The organism is Plantactinospora sp. DSM 117369 (assembly GCF_053764795.1).
In genome coordinates this window covers 5,465,371-5,480,287 of sequence record NZ_CM132446.1, presented here as the reverse complement: position 1 = coordinate 5,480,287, position 14,917 = coordinate 5,465,371, and the positions used below count along the sequence as shown (strand labels likewise).

The following is a 14,917-nucleotide window of genomic DNA, read 5'->3' as shown; positions in this document are numbered from 1 at the left end:
GACGCCGGCCGGACGAGGCGAAACCGACCGGTCGGTGGTACCGGGTCCGCGTGGTCACCGTGCCGGGGTCATTTAGGATGGCGCCGGCTATCCGGAACGTATCCCCGGTGTGGGCCAGGATCACCGGCGTCGCTCCCTGTCGGCGCACTGGGCATTTTCGTGGAGGGTCACATGAGCACCGGAACCGAGACCTTCGAGTTCCAGGCCGAGGCGCGTCAGCTACTTCAGCTGATGGTCCATTCGATCTATTCGAACAAGGACATCTTCCTTCGGGAACTCATCTCCAACGCCTCGGACGCGCTCGACAAACTGCGGTTGGCGGCCTTCGCCGACAAGGAGCTGGCGGTCGACACGTCCGACCTGCACATCTGGATCGAGGTCGACCGGAAGGCGCGTACGCTCACCGTCCGGGACAACGGCGTCGGGATGTCCCGGGACGAGGTCATCATCCTCATCGGCACCATCGCCAAGTCCGGCACGGCGGAACTCCTGGAAAAGATCAAGGAGTCCAAGGACGCGGCCGGCTCGCAGGATCTCATCGGACAGTTCGGGGTCGGTTTCTACTCCAGCTTCATGGTCGCCGACAAGGTCACCCTGCTGACCCGGCGCGCAGGCGAGTCCACCGCGACCCGCTGGGAATCCGACGGCGGGGCCACCTACGCGGTCGAGACGGTCGACGACGCCCCGCAGGGCACCTCGGTGACCCTCCACCTCCGGCCGGAGGACGCCGAGGACCAGCTCTTCGACTACACCGCCGAGTGGAAGATCCGGGAGATCGTCAAGCGCTACTCGGACTTCATCGCCTGGCCGATCCGGATGGCGGTCGAGCGGACCGACAGCGACGGCAAGACGACCACCGAGACCGAGACGCTCAACTCGATGAAGGCGCTCTGGGCGCGCTCGAAGGACGACGTCAAGGACGACGAGTACAAGGAGTTCTACCGGCACCTCAGCCACGACTGGACCGACCCGCTGGAGACCATTCACATGCGGGCCGAGGGGACCTTCGAGTACGAGGCGCTGCTCTTCATCCCGTCCCGCGCACCGTTCGACCTGTACACGCGCGGCGCCAAGCGCGGCGTGCAGTTGTACGTCAAGCGGGTCTTCATCATGGACGACTGCCAGGAACTCATGCCCGAATACCTGCGCTTCGTCAAGGGTGTGGTGGACGCGCAGGACCTGTCGCTGAACATCTCCCGGGAGATCCTCCAGAAGGACCGGCACATCCAGTTGATGCGCCGCCGCCTGGTCAAGAAGGTGCTCTCCACGGTCAAGGAGATGCAGGCAGGCGACGCCGAGCGCTACCAGACCTTCTGGTCGGAGTTCGGCAAGGCGGTCAAGGAGGGCCTGCTCGACGACTTCGACAACCAGAACACGATCCTGGAGATCTCCTCGTTCGCCTCCACCCACGACCCGGAGAAGCTGACCACCCTCGCCCAGTACGTCGAGCGGATGAAGGAGGGGCAGACCGACATCTACTACTCCACCGGCGAGTCCCGCACCATGATCGAGAACTCGCCGCACATGGAGGCGTTCCGGGCCAAGGGCTACGAGGTGCTGCTGCTGACCGACCCGATCGACGAGATGTGGGTCTCCTCGGTGCCGGAGTTCGACGGCAAGAAGTTCCAGTCGATCGCCAAGGGGCAGGTCGACCTCGACACCGACGAGGAGAAGGAAGGCACCGAGGCGGAGCGGGAGCAGCAGCAGAAGGACTTCGCCGACCTGCTCGGCTGGCTGACCACCCAACTCGGCGAGAACGTCAAGGAGGTGCGGCTGTCGTCCCGGCTGACCACCTCACCGGCCTGCATCGTCGGCGACGCCCAGGACATGACCCCGACCCTGGAGAAGATGTACCGGGCGATGGGGCAGGACATGCCGGCGGTGAAGCGGATCCTGGAACTCAACCCGACGCACCCGCTGGTGACCGGGCTGCGGGAGGCGTACGGGCAGCGCAAGGACGACCCGACCGTCGCCGAGACCGCCGAGCTGCTGTACGGGATGGCGCTGCTCGCCGAGGGCGGCGAACTCGGCGACCCGGCCCGGTTCACCCGGCTGCTTGCCGAGCGGCTCGCCCGTACCCTCTGATCCCGACCGCGGGCACGGACGGCCCGGGACGCCAGGCACCGCTTGGCGGCCCGGGCCGCTGGGTAAGACCAGCGCCATGAGCACGACGTCGACCGCCGAGCCGGCCGCCGCCCCGACGCCCGGACCGGCCGTGACCCCGGCCCAGGTGGCCCGGGTCGCGGTCGTCGCGCACCGGAAGAAGTCCCTCGGCGGCGGCCTCGACGAACTCCGCTCCCGGCTGCGCGGCGCCGGAGTCGAGGACCTGCTCTGGTACGAGGTGCCGAAAAGCCGCAAGGCGCCGAAGAAGGTACGCAAGGCGCTCGGCAAGGGTGCCGAGCTGATCTTCGTTTGGGGCGGGGACGGCATGGTGCAGCGCTGTTCTGCCGCGCTGGCCGGTTCGGACGCCGCCCTGGCGATCCTGCCCGCCGGCACGGCGAACCTGCTCGCCACCAACCTCGGCATCCCGGAGGACCTGGCCGAGGCGGTCCGGATCGGGCTGACCGGGCCGCGCCGCCGCATCGACCTCGGGCGGCTCGGCGGGGAGCACTTCGCGGTGATGGCCGGCGCGGGTTTCGACGGGGAGCTGATCCGGGACGCCGACCGCGACCTGAAGGACCGGCTGGGCCGGCTGGCGTACGTCTGGACCGGGCTGCGGCACGTCCGCAGCGAGGCGACCCGGATGCGGATCCGGGTGGACGGCGCGGACTGGTTCGAGGGGGAGGCGAGCTGCGTACTCTTCGGCAACGTCGGCACGATCACCGGCGGCATCCCGGCCTTCGACGACGCCCGTCCCGACGACGGCTGCCTGGAGGTGGGCGTGGCGACCGCCAGCGGGGTGCTGGACTGGGCCCGCACGCTCGGCCGGATGGCGGTCGGGCGGTCCGACTCCTCGCCGTTCGTCCGGATCACCCGGGGCCGGAAGATCAACGTCCGGTTCGCCGAGCCGATGACCTACGAGCTGGACGGCGGCGCCCGCGCCCGCGTCAGCCGGCTGAAGGCGCGGATCGCCCCCGGCGCGCTGACGGTCTGCGTACCCGGGGACGGGTCCTGACCCGGGGCCGGTGCCCGCCGGTCACCGCGCGGAGCCGGCGAGCCGGTCGTCGGCGGCCTGCCGGGTCCGCAGCCGGCCGGGCAGGTCGAGGATCGAGCCGAGCCGGCGCGCCTCCGGCACCGGTGCCCGGCGGTCCGGGTCGATCAGGTACGCCGGGATGCCGGCCCGCTCGGGTCCGACGAAATCGGGCCCGTAGCTGTCGCCGACGAAGACGGCCGAGCCGGCGTCGATGCCGAGGGTGTCGAGGGCGGTGGCGTAGATCATGGGGTGGGGTTTGCGCCAGCCCAGCTCGACCGAGGTGACGACGGCGTCGAAGTACTCGGCCAGCCCCATCGCCGCGAGGTGGCCGGGGACCAGGCCCGGCTGGTGCGTGTTGGAGACGACCGCGAGCCGGTGGTCGCGGTGCAGGTCGCGGATCAGATCAGCGATGTCGGCGGAGTAGTGCACCCCGGTGTTCCACTCCCGGACGTACTCCCGGACGAACGCGTCGACGTCGTCCGGTGCCGGCCGGCGGCCGAGGAGGTCGGTCAGGAATGCCGTGCCGACCTCGGTCATCGAGAACTCGGAGTCGTCCGCGTCGCTGCGCCGGTCGAACTCTTCGCAGGCCCGCGACCAGGCGGTCAGGAATTCGGGATAGCCCAGGTCGGCGCCGAGGTGCCGGAGCAGTGCGTGTGAGCCCGGGTAGCCCTGCTCGGTGCGGCTGGCCGAGTAGTCGACCAGGGTGCCGAAGAAGTCGAAGAGGATGTGGGTACGGCCGGCGGCTGGCATCGCGACATTGTCCCATCCGGTTTCGGCGCCGGCGCCCTCGGCGGCGGCCGGGAAAAATCCGTCGATCCGGTACCGACCGCTGCGTATAGTCTGGCTGCTCGGTGGGGCCGGGCGGCCCGGGATACCGGGTCGAGACGCTGGGGAGGTCGTCGCGTCCAGGGAAGGCGAGCGCAGGCTCATCGCCTCGAACAAGAAGGCCCGGCACGAGTACGCGGTCCTGAAGACGTACGAGGCGGGGATCGTGCTGCGCGGCACCGAGGTCAAGTCGCTGCGGGCCGGGCAGGCGTCGCTGGTCGACGCGTTCGCCCAGGAGCGCGACGGCGAGCTGTGGCTCTACGGGCTGCACATCGCGGAGTACGCCTACGGGACCTGGACGAACCACCAGCCGAAGCGGATGCGGAAACTGCTGCTGCGCCGGGTGGAGATCAACAAGATCCTGGACCGGATCCACGATCCCGGCCTGACCCTGGTGCCGCTGTCGCTGTACTTCTCGAACGGCTGGGCCAAGGTCGAGCTCGGCGTCGCCCGCGGCAAGCGGTCATACGACAAGCGCCAGGCCCTGGCCGAACGGGACGCCAACCGGGAGATCGCCCGGGAGCTGGGGCGGCACCTCAAGGGCATCTCCCAGCGGTCCCGGGCGGCCCGCGGCTCCTGAGCCCGGTTCCCGAAGCACCACGGCGAGGCGGCCCGCCGGGTCGGCCGATCGGCGCCGGCCGGGGTCAGCCGCGGACCCGGTCCAGGAAGGCGGCGAGGCTGGCCGTGGTCCGTTCGATCTTCTCCGGCAGCGTGATGGTCTCGTCGAGGCGCCGCCCGGCGTCCTTCTTTCCGCGCAGATAGAGCGAGCAGGCCAGGTCGGTGCAGAGGTACGCGCCGACGGAGTTGCCCTGCCGGCCCTCCCGCCCGGCCTTGCGCGCTGTCATCAACGAGACGCCGTCCCCGGTGTGTGTGGTCAGGCAGAGCGAGCACATGCTGCGCCGGACCCGCCCGGTCTGCGGCGCCGCCCGCAGCGCCACGCCGACGAGCCCACCGCCGGACTCGGCGACCAGGTAGGCCCGCTCGTCCGCGGCAGGATCCCGCCAGCCGAAGAAGTCGAGGTCGGCCCAGGGCGCCTCGTCGAGGTCCCTCGGCACGGCGAGACGCTTCGCCTCGCCCTTGGTGCAGTTGACGAAGGACGCGCGGATGTCGGGCTCGGTCAGGGGTAGCATAGGAACCAGCCTAATATCTCTAGGCAAACGGACAACAACCCTAGGCGTGAGGTGTGGCACATGACCCGAGCGGGGCTCACCGCCGAGCGGCTGACGCTGGCCGCCGCGGAGCTGGCCGACGAGGTCGGCTTCGAGAACCTGACCATCTCGGCGCTCGCCCGCCGCTTCGGCGTCAAGGACGCCAGCCTCTACTCCCACATCCGCAACGCCCGCGACCTGAAGGTCAGGGTGGCGACCCTGGCCCTGGCGGAACTCGCCGACCGGGCCGCCGCCGCGCTCGCCGGCCGGGCCGGCCGGGACGCGCTGGCGGCCTTCGCCGACGCCTACCGCGACTACGCGAAACAACACCCCGGCAGGTACGCGGCGGCACAGCTGGAACTCGACCCGGAGACGGACACGGCGGCCGCCGACGCCGCCCGCCGGCACGCGGCGCTGACCCGGGCGATCCTGCGCGGCTACCGGCTGGCCGAGCCCGACCAGACCGATGCGGTACGCATGCTGCACAGCACCTTCCACGGTTACGTCTGCCTGGAGCGGGCCGGCGGATTCCGGCACCATCCCCGCGCGGTCGACGATTCCTGGGCCAGAACGGTGGACGCCGTGGACGTCGTGCTGCGGAACTGGCCGGCGCAGTGACCCCGGCACCCGAGGGCACGGGGCGCACCACCAGACCGTCGCCGCGCACCTGGACCAGCCCGGCCCGGCCGGACCCTATATTGGTCCGCAGCCGAACCCGCCCGCTACCGGCCTCCCGGAGCGGGCGCCCGGAGGATCCGACACGAGCCGGAGGTGGCCTTGCTCAGCCTGGTGACGGTGGGAATCCGCACCGCCCTGGCCGTCGCCGGCTCGTCCCGGAGCGCGGCCGTGGCCAAACCCCGGCCGGCGACCGACCCCTCGGGCGGTGCCGACCAGCCGGAGCCGGCCGGTCCCGGCGAGGACGTCGAGCCGCAACCGACCGGCCACGCCCACTCCGGCCCGGCCGGGCAGCGCTGGGCGACGAGCTGGGCGTCGATGCCGCAGCTCGCCGAGCCGGACAACATGCCGCCGGCACCGTTCACCGAGCACGACCGGGTGCTGGCCGACAGCACGCTCCGGCAGACCATCCGGGTGTCGGTGGCCGGGTCACGGATCCGGTTGCGCCTCTCCAACGCCTTCGGCGGGACGCCGCTGCCGGTCACCGCTGCCACCGTGGCGCTCCCGGAGAGCGGCCGGGCCGGGGCCAGCGCGATCCGGCCCGGCAGCGCGCGGCCGGTCACGTTCAGCGGGCGCGCGTCGGTGACCGTCCCGGTCGGTGCGCAGATCGTCTCCGACCCGGTCGACATCTCCGTGCCGGCCCGCGCCAACCTCACCGTGACGCTCTATCTCGCCGAGGGGCAGGCGTCGGAACGGATAACCTCGCACCCCGGCTCCCGGACCACCTCCTACCTGCTGCGCGGTAACCATGTCGCGGCACCGACGCTGCCCGGCGCCACCCCGGTCGACCACTGGTACTTCCTCAGCGGGCTGGAGGTGCCGGCCGGGCCCGGCACCAGGGTCGCGGTGCTGCTCGGTGACTCGCTGACCGACGGGCGCGGCTCCACCACCAACGGAAACGACCGCTGGCCCGACCAACTCGTGGCGCGGCTGCACGCGTACCGGCCGACCCGGGACGTCGCGGTGGCGAACCAGGCGGCCGGGGGCAACCGGGTACTCAACGACGGGCTCGGGCCGAACGCGCTGGCCCGGCTGGACCGGGACGTACTGGCGCAGAGCGGCGTCACCTGGCTGGTGGTGTTCGAGGGGATCAACGACATCGGCACCGCCGAGGCCACCGAGGCGGCCCAGCGGGCGGTCACCGACGACCTGATCACCGCGTACGACCAGATCGTCACCCGGGCGCACGCGCAGGGCATCCGGGTGTACGGCGCGACGCTGACCCCGTTCGGTGGCAACCCCGACTACGACGACCCGGCCCGGCTCCGGGAAGCCACCCGCCAGGCGGTCAACCGGTGGATCCGCAGCAGCGGCCGGTTCGACTCGGTGATCGACTTCGACCGCGCCGTACGGGATCCGGCCGACCCCCGTCGACTGCTGCCGGCCGCCGACACCGGCGACCACCTGCACCTCAACCCGGCCGGCTACCAGATGCTCGCCGACGCCGTCCCGGCCCGCCTCTTCCGGCAGTGACCCGGATCGGTCAGCCCGCCGGCTGATCCGGATCGGGTTCGGTGAGCGCCTCCAGCCAGGCGGCCGGCGCGGTCGTGTGCTCGGGGGCGATCCGCGCGGGCCCGCCGAGGGCGCGCTGCCAGTCGGGCGCGGTCGCGCCGCGCAGCGCCCGCTGCCAGGACACCGCCCGACCGACCTTCGCCACCCGCAGCGCCAACCGGACCGAGTGGCGCAGGTCGGCGCGGTCCCGCAGGTCGGTCCAGGGTTCCAGGTAGGCGTCCCGGAGCCGGGACAGCTCCGGACCGGCCGGGTCGGCGTCGAGCTGGTCGGCGGCGACGTTCAGCGCGACGAGCAGGCTGCCGAACGGGTGGGCCAGGCAGGCGTCGCCCCAGTCGAAGAACCGCATGCCGGCGGTGCCGACGAAGACGTTGCCGTCATGCAGGTCGTCGTGCTGGATCGACGCCGGCAGCCCGTCGGCGGCGAGGTCGGCGCACCAGCGGTCGTACTCCGGCCGGAGCCTGACCAGGGCGGCCCGGTGCGGCTCGGCGAGCCGCACCGTCGGATCGGCCAGCAGCCCGGCCAGTGCGGCCGGCATCCGCGCCGGCCGCAGGTCCGGCACGCCGAGCCCGACCAGCCGGTCGGCGTGCGGGGCCACCGCGCGTTGCAGACCGGCGTACGTCCGCAGCAGCTCCGCCCAGCGGACCGGATCGGGCCGCTGGGCCGTCTCCCGCAGGATCGTCCCGCCGTCCGGTCCGAGCAGCCAGCCCCGGTCCCGATCCACCGCCAGCGGCGGTACGACCAGCTCCGGCACCCAGGCTGCCAGCGCCTCGACCACGGCCGCCTCGAAGCCGTTGCTCGGCACGTTCGCCTTGCACCAGATCCGGCCGACGCTGGTCTCCAGCCGCCGCACGATCGACCAGGCGCGGACCCGGACGGTGTGCACCGGACCGGTCGCGGCGATGCCCTGCCCGGCGAGCCGGTCCGCGATCCAGGCGTCGTTCTCGGCCCGCCATTCGGCGCCGAGCCGATCCTCCGCCGAGGTCTCCACTCGAACCTCCTCACCCTCTCCTTGCGGTCCGTCGGCCGCAGATGGAAATCCCGGCGCCGGCGACGGTGATCGGCACATCGTGCACCGATGGGCGAACCGACGGCCAGGCGAATACGGTGGGCAGGAGGCTGATGCTCGCCGTGAGCAAGGCGACGGCCCCGGCCACGGTCGACCAGGGTGAGGGCGACGCATTGGGTGCGGGCGGCCTGAGTGGACATGTCCTCTCCTGCAGAGGGCAGAGTTCATCGCCGGGTGAGCGGGGTCTCGGACTCGACGCGGGTCAGCTTTTCCCGGTTGCGCACGTAGTAGATGCCACTGATGCGGCCTTGTCGACGCGGACCGTCAGGACGCCGTCGATCTCGCCGTCAAGGCGGAGGACGAGTGCCGGGTTGCCGTTGACCACGGTGGGTTCGCCGGTGATCAAGGCGTCGACCCTGGGGAGGCCGCCGACGAACATGCGGACGACCTTCTCGGCGCCGATGACCGGCCGCAACGCGGCCTGAGCCTGCGGCCGGCCGTCATAGTACGGCAGTCGGATTTCGCTCACGGAAGTAGAACTCTGCTGTTCACTTCGTTGCGATGCGGTCGAGGAGGAACAGCGCCGTGGCGTCGATGACGTCGTCGAAGTGCCTGCTGTTGCCGGGGTAGTGGAATCCGTGTTCGGCGTGTTCGTACTCAAGTAGCGTGCACTCGTTGCCGGAGCGCACCATCGCATCCCGGAACTGCCGCACAGAGTCGATCGGCTCGACCTCGTCGCGGGTGCCGTGGTGGATCTGCATCGGTGGATTCCCCGGCCGCACGAACTCGATCAGCGAGTACTCGATCAGTCGGCCCGCAGCGATACCGACCTGCTGTTCGAGGCGGCGCTGCACTTCCGGCGCGAAGGAGCGCAGATTCAGCCCCGCAGGATTGAGGGCCACCACGGCCGCGATGCCGGGCTCCGGTGCCGTGGTGGACGCCTCCGGGGTCATCGCCGCAACAATCGCGAGATGAGCACCGGCTGAGCTGCCACCCGAGGCCAGGTGCGGCGCTTCGAGCCCGCGCAACGCTGCCAGCCGGCCGAACTGCTCGACCGCGCGCCGAACATCAGCGATGCAGTCGTCGATGCTGACAGCGCCACGACCCAGCAGCCGATACCCGGCGGACACGGCGAAGATTCCACGCGACGCCAATTTCCGGCAGTGCGGGGCGAGCCCGTCGGCCGACCCCCCGCGCAAGGCGCCGCCATGGAACAGGACGATGCCAGCACGCGGCTGTGTGCCGTCGCCCGGCTCGAAGAGCAGCAAGGGCAGCTCCCTGCCGTCGGCGGCTTGGAAGAGCATCGAGGACTCTCGACAGGCCGTCATCATCAACGGCATTCGATCATTGACCACTTGCGCCTGCAAGCGAATTGGCAGGTGGAACACCGGGACGCGTCGGCTCAGCAGCTGGTGGCACGGGGATGCGGTGGCGATCCAAGCCCGGCTGCCGTAATAGGGCCTCCTCAAACACCTGTTTGCGGCACAGATCTCATATTCCGGCCGATACTCGTCGCGACGATCCGCTGGGCAAGGGTTGTGACCGGGGGCCGGGCTCGGGGTGGGATCCGTTCGACGGCCCGCGCGGGTCCGACGAGTAGCGGCGGAACGTTTCGGGTATGGATCCCGACATGAGTGAAGAGCCGAGTGACCGGGTCGAGAACCGGGCCGCCCACCTGCTCCCCGAGGAGGAGTCAGTGGGCAGCGACGACCCGGAGGCGCAGGCCGCGGCGGTGCTGGCCGAGTCCGATCGGCGCGAGGCGGGCGCGGCGGTGCTGGCCGAGTCCGACCCGCGGACGACGGAGTCGGAGCGCCGGATCGCCGAGGCGGCTGCCGCGCCGGACTCGTTCCTGGAACGGCGCACCTCGGAGCAGACGGTGGCCCCGGAGCAGACGGCCGGTTCCGGGCAGACGGCGACCCCGGAGCCGCCGGACTGACGGCGGCCCGGATCAGACCAACGGAAACTCGTCGAACAGCAGTACCGGGGCGTCCGGGTCCCGGGTGTCGAACCGGTAGGACCGGACCACTCCGGCGCCCGAGTCGAGAATCGAGAAGACCGTGATGTCGTCGCTCGCCACGTACGGCAGCGGGGTACCGGTCGGCCCGGTCAGCGGCGCGATCGTCGGGACGACCGGTGCCAGCCCGCCCGGATCACCCTGCCGGACGTAGTCCGGCCCCGCCGGCAGGTGCCGGGCGGCACCGGACGACACGTCGTACGCGCCGTAGTTGTTGCCGACGTTCGAGGTCTCCAGCCAGTTGACCCCGGCCGGATTCCGGAACCGGTTCCACAGGTGCGCGTGACCGTTGTGCACCAGGTGCACCCCGGTGGCGGAGAAGAGCGGTTCGAGGTCGCGCAGGATGTGGTCCTCGGCCAGCGGATACGCGTACCGGACCGCAGTGACCGCTCCGGTGACCGGGTCGCGCTCGACGGTCCGCACCGGGTCGGTGTACGGCGGTGCCGAGTTGCCGCCGAGCCCGTGGCTGGGATGGTGGAACATCACCACCCGGAACCGTGCTGCGCGGGCCTCGGCCGAGGTCAGCTCCTGCTCCAGCCAGCGGTACTGCGCGGAGCCCCGGTGCACCGGCTCGAAGATGAACTGGCCGTGCCCCCACCGCTCGGGGTGGGCCAGGTCGGCCACGTCCTCCTGGAACTTGCCCCGCCCGACCGGCACGTGCGGTCGCCAGATCGACGTGACGAAGAGCGTCACCAGGTGCACGTCGCCGATCGTCCGCGACCACCAGCGCGGGCCACCCGCCGCACTGCGCGGGTAGGGGAACAGTTCCTCGTAGGTCGTGACGTCCCAGGACCGTCGGCCCAGGTCCGCCTCGTCCACGTCCACGTCCGCGTGCTCGTTTACGCCTCCGCGCTCGTTTACGCCGGAGCCGGCCGAGCCGGTCGAATCGGCGGAGCCGTCCGGGCCGCCCAACCCGATCGAGTTGCCCGCCCGGTGCCGCTCGCGGGCCACCTCGCGGGGCTGCGGGTCGTTGAACTGGCTGTCCAGGGTGGCGGTCTCGGACCACCGGCCCATCACCTCGTGGTTGCCGATCGCCGGGAAGATCGGTGTGTGCGGCAGGAGCGGCGCACCCCGGTAGGTCCGGCCGGCGATCGGCGTCTCCGCCCGCCCGGTCATGCTGGCGAAGAAGGCCGGACCGCTGGCCGAGTCGAACCAGTCGCTGGCCCGGTCACCGACGTTGACCATGTCGCCGGCCATCAGCACCCCGTCCAGCCGTACGCCGACGGTCTCGGCCACCTTCTCCAGGTTGGCCGCCGTCATCGGCTTGAGCTGGTGGTCACTGGTCAGCAGCAGCCGTACCCCCGCTCCGGCCGGCGCCGCCGGAGCCAGCGAGTACGCCGCCGTGACCGTGGCCCGACCGGGATCCTGCAGCGCCACCACCCGGTACGGCGTACGGCCGGGTGGTAGCCCGGTGACCCGGGCCAGGTGCCGGTACACCGGTCGACGGGTCACTGTCGGATAGCTCCGGCTTGGCACCCGGGACTCGGCGTCCTCCCGGGTACGGGAGAGCGGGCGGGTCTCCGCCACGAACCGCCGCCACCCCGGGCCGGACGGCTGGCCGCCGGACGCGGCGTCCCGGGCCTGCCGGGGCGACATCCCGGCCACTCCCGGGCCGACCAGCACGAACCCGCCGGTGCCGGGCTCCTCGGTGTGCCAGGCGACCCAGACGTCGTCCGGGCCCGGATCGAGCAGGTACGGCTCGCAGAGCAGTGGCGCGGAGTACTCCGTCATCGCACGTGATCTTCCGTCATCGCGGACAGTCAACCATCCGCTGCCCGGCGGGCGAGTACCGGCACAGCCCCGCCGTCCGCCCGGTCGGGTCGGCGTCGTCCCGACACCCGCGACCGTGGCCGGGACCGGTGGAGTCAGCCGAACGGGTCCCAGTGGCTCGCGTAGCGCAGCATGGATTGGGCGAGGTGGGGATGACTGCCGGCCCACAGGTCGTCGAAGAAGAACCACTGCTGGAAGCCGAACACCTCGTCGGTGTGTATGGCGAGTTGGGCGAGGTGCGCGGAGACGAGCAGCAGCGACCGGTCCGGGTGCCGGTCGGCGGCGATCGGCGGCAGCGCCGCCCGGCGGGCGGCCACCGGATCCGGGCCGTCGGCGCCGTCGGACAGGTCGGGCCAGGGCTTCCAGATCGTCCGGTAGAAGCCCGGCCACTCGTTGGCCCGGCGCAACGCGGGCTCGATCGACCCGTCCGCCGGCTCCAGCAGGGCCGCCAGCACCTGCAACTCCGGCGGCCAGTCCGGATCGGGCTCTCCCGGTGCGACCAACCCGTCCCGGAGCCGGGCGGCGAGCCCCGGCAGGCGTACCCCGGGAAACACCTGGGGTGGGGTGGTGGCGATCGACGCGCCGTCGTAGAAGGTCAGCAGCACCGCGTAGCTGGCGCCGGCACCTGCGGCGGGCGGCATCGCCGGCCGGACCGGCACCGCCGGCACGAACGCGGCGTCCGGCACCGTGACCTCGGCGGGCAGCGGCCACGACTGGAACAGGTAGGCCAGCCGGTCCGGCGCGGCCGCCGGCACCTCGTCGTCGAGGAAGAAGTACGCCAACTCGACCTCGTCGTCGTCGGTGTACGCCCGCACGGAGTGCTCGGTGACCCGGAGGTGGGTCTCCGGGTCACCCTCGAGATAGAGGTGCTCGCGCAGCAGGTCGCGGAGTTCCTGCCAGTCGCGGGGTGGGGCGAGTTGCCGTTGCGCCGCCTCCTCGAAGATCGAGCCCAGTCCGTAGACGTCGACGCCGAGCTGGTCCTCGATCCACCGCTCCGGGTCCTCGACGGTCCAGCCCTGCCGGAACCACTCCAGCACCCGCACCCCCGGCAGATGGCGGACATGCTTGCTCAGCGGCCCCTCGTAGTGGGAGCGGTACACGAAATACACGCCCGCGATGTTGCAACACCGGACCGACATTTCCCGGCGGCACGAATGTTCCCGGCGTCGGGCACCTCCCCGGGTGGCCGGCCGGCGTGGATCAGATGGCGGTGGCCCGGGCCACCTTCCACTCCCCGCCGACCCGGTGCAGTTCGAGGACCACCCGGTTCTGGTCGACCTTCTCGCCGTCGGTGTTGGCGTTGCGCCGGTACTGGTTCAGATAGACCAGCAGCTCCACCTCGGCCGACTCGGCCCGGATCACCCCGCTGGCGGAGACCTCCGCGAGCACCACCGCCTGCTCGGAGACGGCCGTCGACTTCAGCACCGAGGTCGTCTCGGCGTACTCGTCGGCGAACGGGCCGGTCACGAAGGCGCGCCCGTTCGCCACGCTGGCGTCGAAGCTGCGGTAGTCGTAGGAGAAGATCGCCTTCGCGGCGGGACCGGCGGTGGCCAGCGCCTGGCGTACCGCGGAGTCGCGTTGTTCGGCCCGGTGGTGGGCGTACCAGGCGGTGCCGGCCACGGCGGCGGCGAGCACGGTGGCGACCGCGAGGGCGAGGTGCAGGCGGCTGCCGGCGTACCGGCGACGCCGTGCCGGGGCAGGCTCGGGGCCGCGTTCCGCGCCGTCGGCCGCCGGCTCTTCGCGGGTACGACGCCCGGGGCGCAGCCGTCGGGCGAGCGTGGCGATGGACGATCGCATCGGAGAACTCCTCTCAGCCGACGAACTGGAGCCGGGCGACCAGCCAGGTGTCGGAGTCGTCTTCCCTGGTCAGGTCGACCTGGATCCGGTAGTGCGCGGGCCGCCCGTCCGGGGCGTTCACGTTCTTGACGGTCGCGTCCATCGCCACCAGCACCACCGCGTGGCGGCGGTCGCCGGAGAGCAGGCCGGCGCGCAGCACCGTACCCCTCGACTCGACCTTGTTCTCCAGCACCGCCTCCCGCACCTTGGCCTGGCCCCGGACGAACTCCTCCTTGAACTCGCCGGTGGCGCCGGCCGTGATCCGCTGGAGGTCGCTGTCCACACTGGACGCGCTGACCGAGACGAAGTTGACGGTGGTCTGCCGCGCGGCGGCCAGGGCCTGCGCGTGGGACCGCTCGATTGCCCGGTCCTCCCACCACTGGTAGCCGAAGACACCGGCCAGGGCGAGTGCCGCACAGAGCGCGGCGACGAGCGTGATCGTCGTCCCGAGCCGCCGCCCGGGCCCGTCCCGTCCCGCCGCCGTCTCGCCGGTCGAGCCCGCCTCGCCGGTCGAGCCCGCCTCGCCGGTCCTGGTCGCCTTGCCGATGCGGATCGCCCTGCCGATGCGGGTCGCCCTGCTGGTGCTCGTCGCCGTGCCGGTCGTGTCCGGCTCGTCGGTCGCGGTCGCCCCGTTCGTCGCGGTCGGCTCGTCGGTCAGGTCCGGCTCGTCCGTGGAGGTCGGCTCGTCGGTCGTGGCTGTCCCGCCCGCCGCGGTCGGCTCCCCGCTGCCCGGCCTGTCGACCGGCTCCTGGTCGAGCCGTTCCAGGATCTCCCGCACGGGGTCCTTGGCGGCCGGCACCCGCCGGGTCACCGTACGCCGGGTCGCCGCCCGCCCGCCCCTGGCCGGCTGCCGCGTCCCGTCGCCCGACCGGCGTGCCCCGCCGGCCGGGCCCCGTCCCTCGGCGGGTGCCTGCCCAGGGGCGGCCGGAGTGGCCGGATCGGCCGGTGCTGTGCCCTTTACCAGTTTCAACCTGCGTTCCTCACCGCTGCGCATCGGT

15 protein-coding genes are annotated in these 14,917 nt (G+C 71.9%); 6 read left to right on the top strand and 9 right to left on the bottom strand.

All coding sequences use genetic code 11. The features are described from left to right. The first annotated feature begins 171 nt into the window (after positions 1-171). Positions 172-2,085, top strand: coding sequence for a molecular chaperone HtpG (htpG, locus tag ACSMXO_RS23835; RefSeq protein WP_455413832.1), 1,914 nt, complete (start codon positions 172-174; stop codon positions 2,083-2,085). 76 nt (positions 2,086-2,161) lie between these two features. Beyond that, the gene (locus ACSMXO_RS23830; protein WP_455413831.1) at positions 2,162-3,115 is read left to right on the top strand and encodes a diacylglycerol/lipid kinase family protein; all 954 of its coding nucleotides are present in this window, start codon (positions 2,162-2,164) and stop codon (positions 3,113-3,115) included. Between the two features lie 21 nt (positions 3,116-3,136). Here ACSMXO_RS23830 and ACSMXO_RS23825 read toward each other — a convergent pair whose 3' ends face one another. Further along, a complete protein-coding gene (locus ACSMXO_RS23825; RefSeq protein WP_455413830.1) occupies positions 3,137-3,883 on the bottom strand; it encodes an HAD family hydrolase in 747 nt (248 codons plus the stop codon). A gap of 121 nt (positions 3,884-4,004) precedes the next feature. On the opposite strand from ACSMXO_RS23825, the gene smpB reads away from it, so the two are divergent. Continuing rightward, positions 4,005-4,538: an SsrA-binding protein SmpB gene (smpB, locus tag ACSMXO_RS23820; protein ID WP_318396552.1), complete on the top strand. Its 534-nt coding sequence runs from the start codon at positions 4,005-4,007 to the stop codon at positions 4,536-4,538. 64 nt (positions 4,539-4,602) lie between these two features. On the opposite strand, the gene ACSMXO_RS23815 is transcribed toward smpB, so the two are convergent. Then, entirely contained in the window at positions 4,603-5,088 is a 486-nt protein-coding gene (locus tag ACSMXO_RS23815) for an FBP domain-containing protein (RefSeq protein WP_455413829.1), read from the bottom strand. 60 nt (positions 5,089-5,148) lie between these two features. On the opposite strand from ACSMXO_RS23815, the gene ACSMXO_RS23810 reads away from it, so the two are divergent. Together ACSMXO_RS23810 and ACSMXO_RS23805 are read left to right on the top strand one after the other, a co-directional pair. Beyond that, the gene (locus tag ACSMXO_RS23810; protein WP_455413828.1) at positions 5,149-5,724 is read left to right on the top strand and encodes a TetR/AcrR family transcriptional regulator; all 576 of its coding nucleotides are present in this window, start codon (positions 5,149-5,151) and stop codon (positions 5,722-5,724) included. Between the two features lie 153 nt (positions 5,725-5,877). After that, a complete protein-coding gene (locus tag ACSMXO_RS23805; RefSeq protein ID WP_455413827.1) occupies positions 5,878-7,254 on the top strand; it encodes an SGNH/GDSL hydrolase family protein in 1,377 nt (458 codons plus the stop codon). A gap of 10 nt (positions 7,255-7,264) precedes the next feature. Here ACSMXO_RS23805 and ACSMXO_RS23800 read toward each other — a convergent pair whose 3' ends face one another. The 3 genes from ACSMXO_RS23800 to ACSMXO_RS23790 form a co-directional block, all read right to left on the bottom strand. Beyond that, positions 7,265-8,281, bottom strand: coding sequence for a phosphotransferase (locus ACSMXO_RS23800; RefSeq protein ID WP_455413826.1), 1,017 nt, complete (start codon positions 8,279-8,281; stop codon positions 7,265-7,267). A 280-nt stretch (positions 8,282-8,561) separates the two neighbouring features. Continuing rightward, entirely contained in the window at positions 8,562-8,828 is a 267-nt protein-coding gene (locus ACSMXO_RS23795) for a hypothetical protein (protein WP_455413825.1), read from the bottom strand. Positions 8,829-8,847: 19 nt separating this feature from the next. Beyond that, the gene (locus tag ACSMXO_RS23790) at positions 8,848-9,687 is read right to left on the bottom strand and encodes an alpha/beta hydrolase (RefSeq protein WP_455413824.1); all 840 of its coding nucleotides are present in this window, start codon (positions 9,685-9,687) and stop codon (positions 8,848-8,850) included. Positions 9,688-9,929: 242 nt separating this feature from the next. Here ACSMXO_RS23790 and ACSMXO_RS23785 point away from each other — a divergent pair, with 242 nt between their 5' ends. Beyond that, positions 9,930-10,235: a hypothetical protein gene (locus ACSMXO_RS23785; protein ID WP_346256406.1), complete on the top strand. Its 306-nt coding sequence runs from the start codon at positions 9,930-9,932 to the stop codon at positions 10,233-10,235. Positions 10,236-10,247: 12 nt separating this feature from the next. Here ACSMXO_RS23785 and ACSMXO_RS23780 read toward each other — a convergent pair whose 3' ends face one another. The 4 genes from ACSMXO_RS23780 to ACSMXO_RS23765 form a co-directional block, all read right to left on the bottom strand. After that, a complete protein-coding gene (locus tag ACSMXO_RS23780) occupies positions 10,248-12,044 on the bottom strand; it encodes a metallophosphoesterase family protein (RefSeq protein ID WP_455413823.1) in 1,797 nt (598 codons plus the stop codon). A gap of 134 nt (positions 12,045-12,178) precedes the next feature. Further along, the gene (locus tag ACSMXO_RS23775) at positions 12,179-13,192 is read right to left on the bottom strand and encodes a hypothetical protein (protein WP_455413822.1); all 1,014 of its coding nucleotides are present in this window, start codon (positions 13,190-13,192) and stop codon (positions 12,179-12,181) included. Between the two features lie 91 nt (positions 13,193-13,283). Continuing rightward, positions 13,284-13,880 (bottom strand): hypothetical protein, encoded by a 597-nt coding sequence (locus ACSMXO_RS23770; RefSeq protein WP_455413821.1) that lies wholly within the window; start codon positions 13,878-13,880, stop codon positions 13,284-13,286. A gap of 13 nt (positions 13,881-13,893) precedes the next feature. Further along, positions 13,894-14,913 carry a hypothetical protein gene (locus ACSMXO_RS23765; protein WP_455413820.1) on the bottom strand — a complete coding sequence of 340 codons (1,020 nt, stop codon included), beginning with the start codon at positions 14,911-14,913 and terminating at the stop codon, positions 13,894-13,896. Positions 14,914-14,917 lie beyond the last annotated feature (4 nt).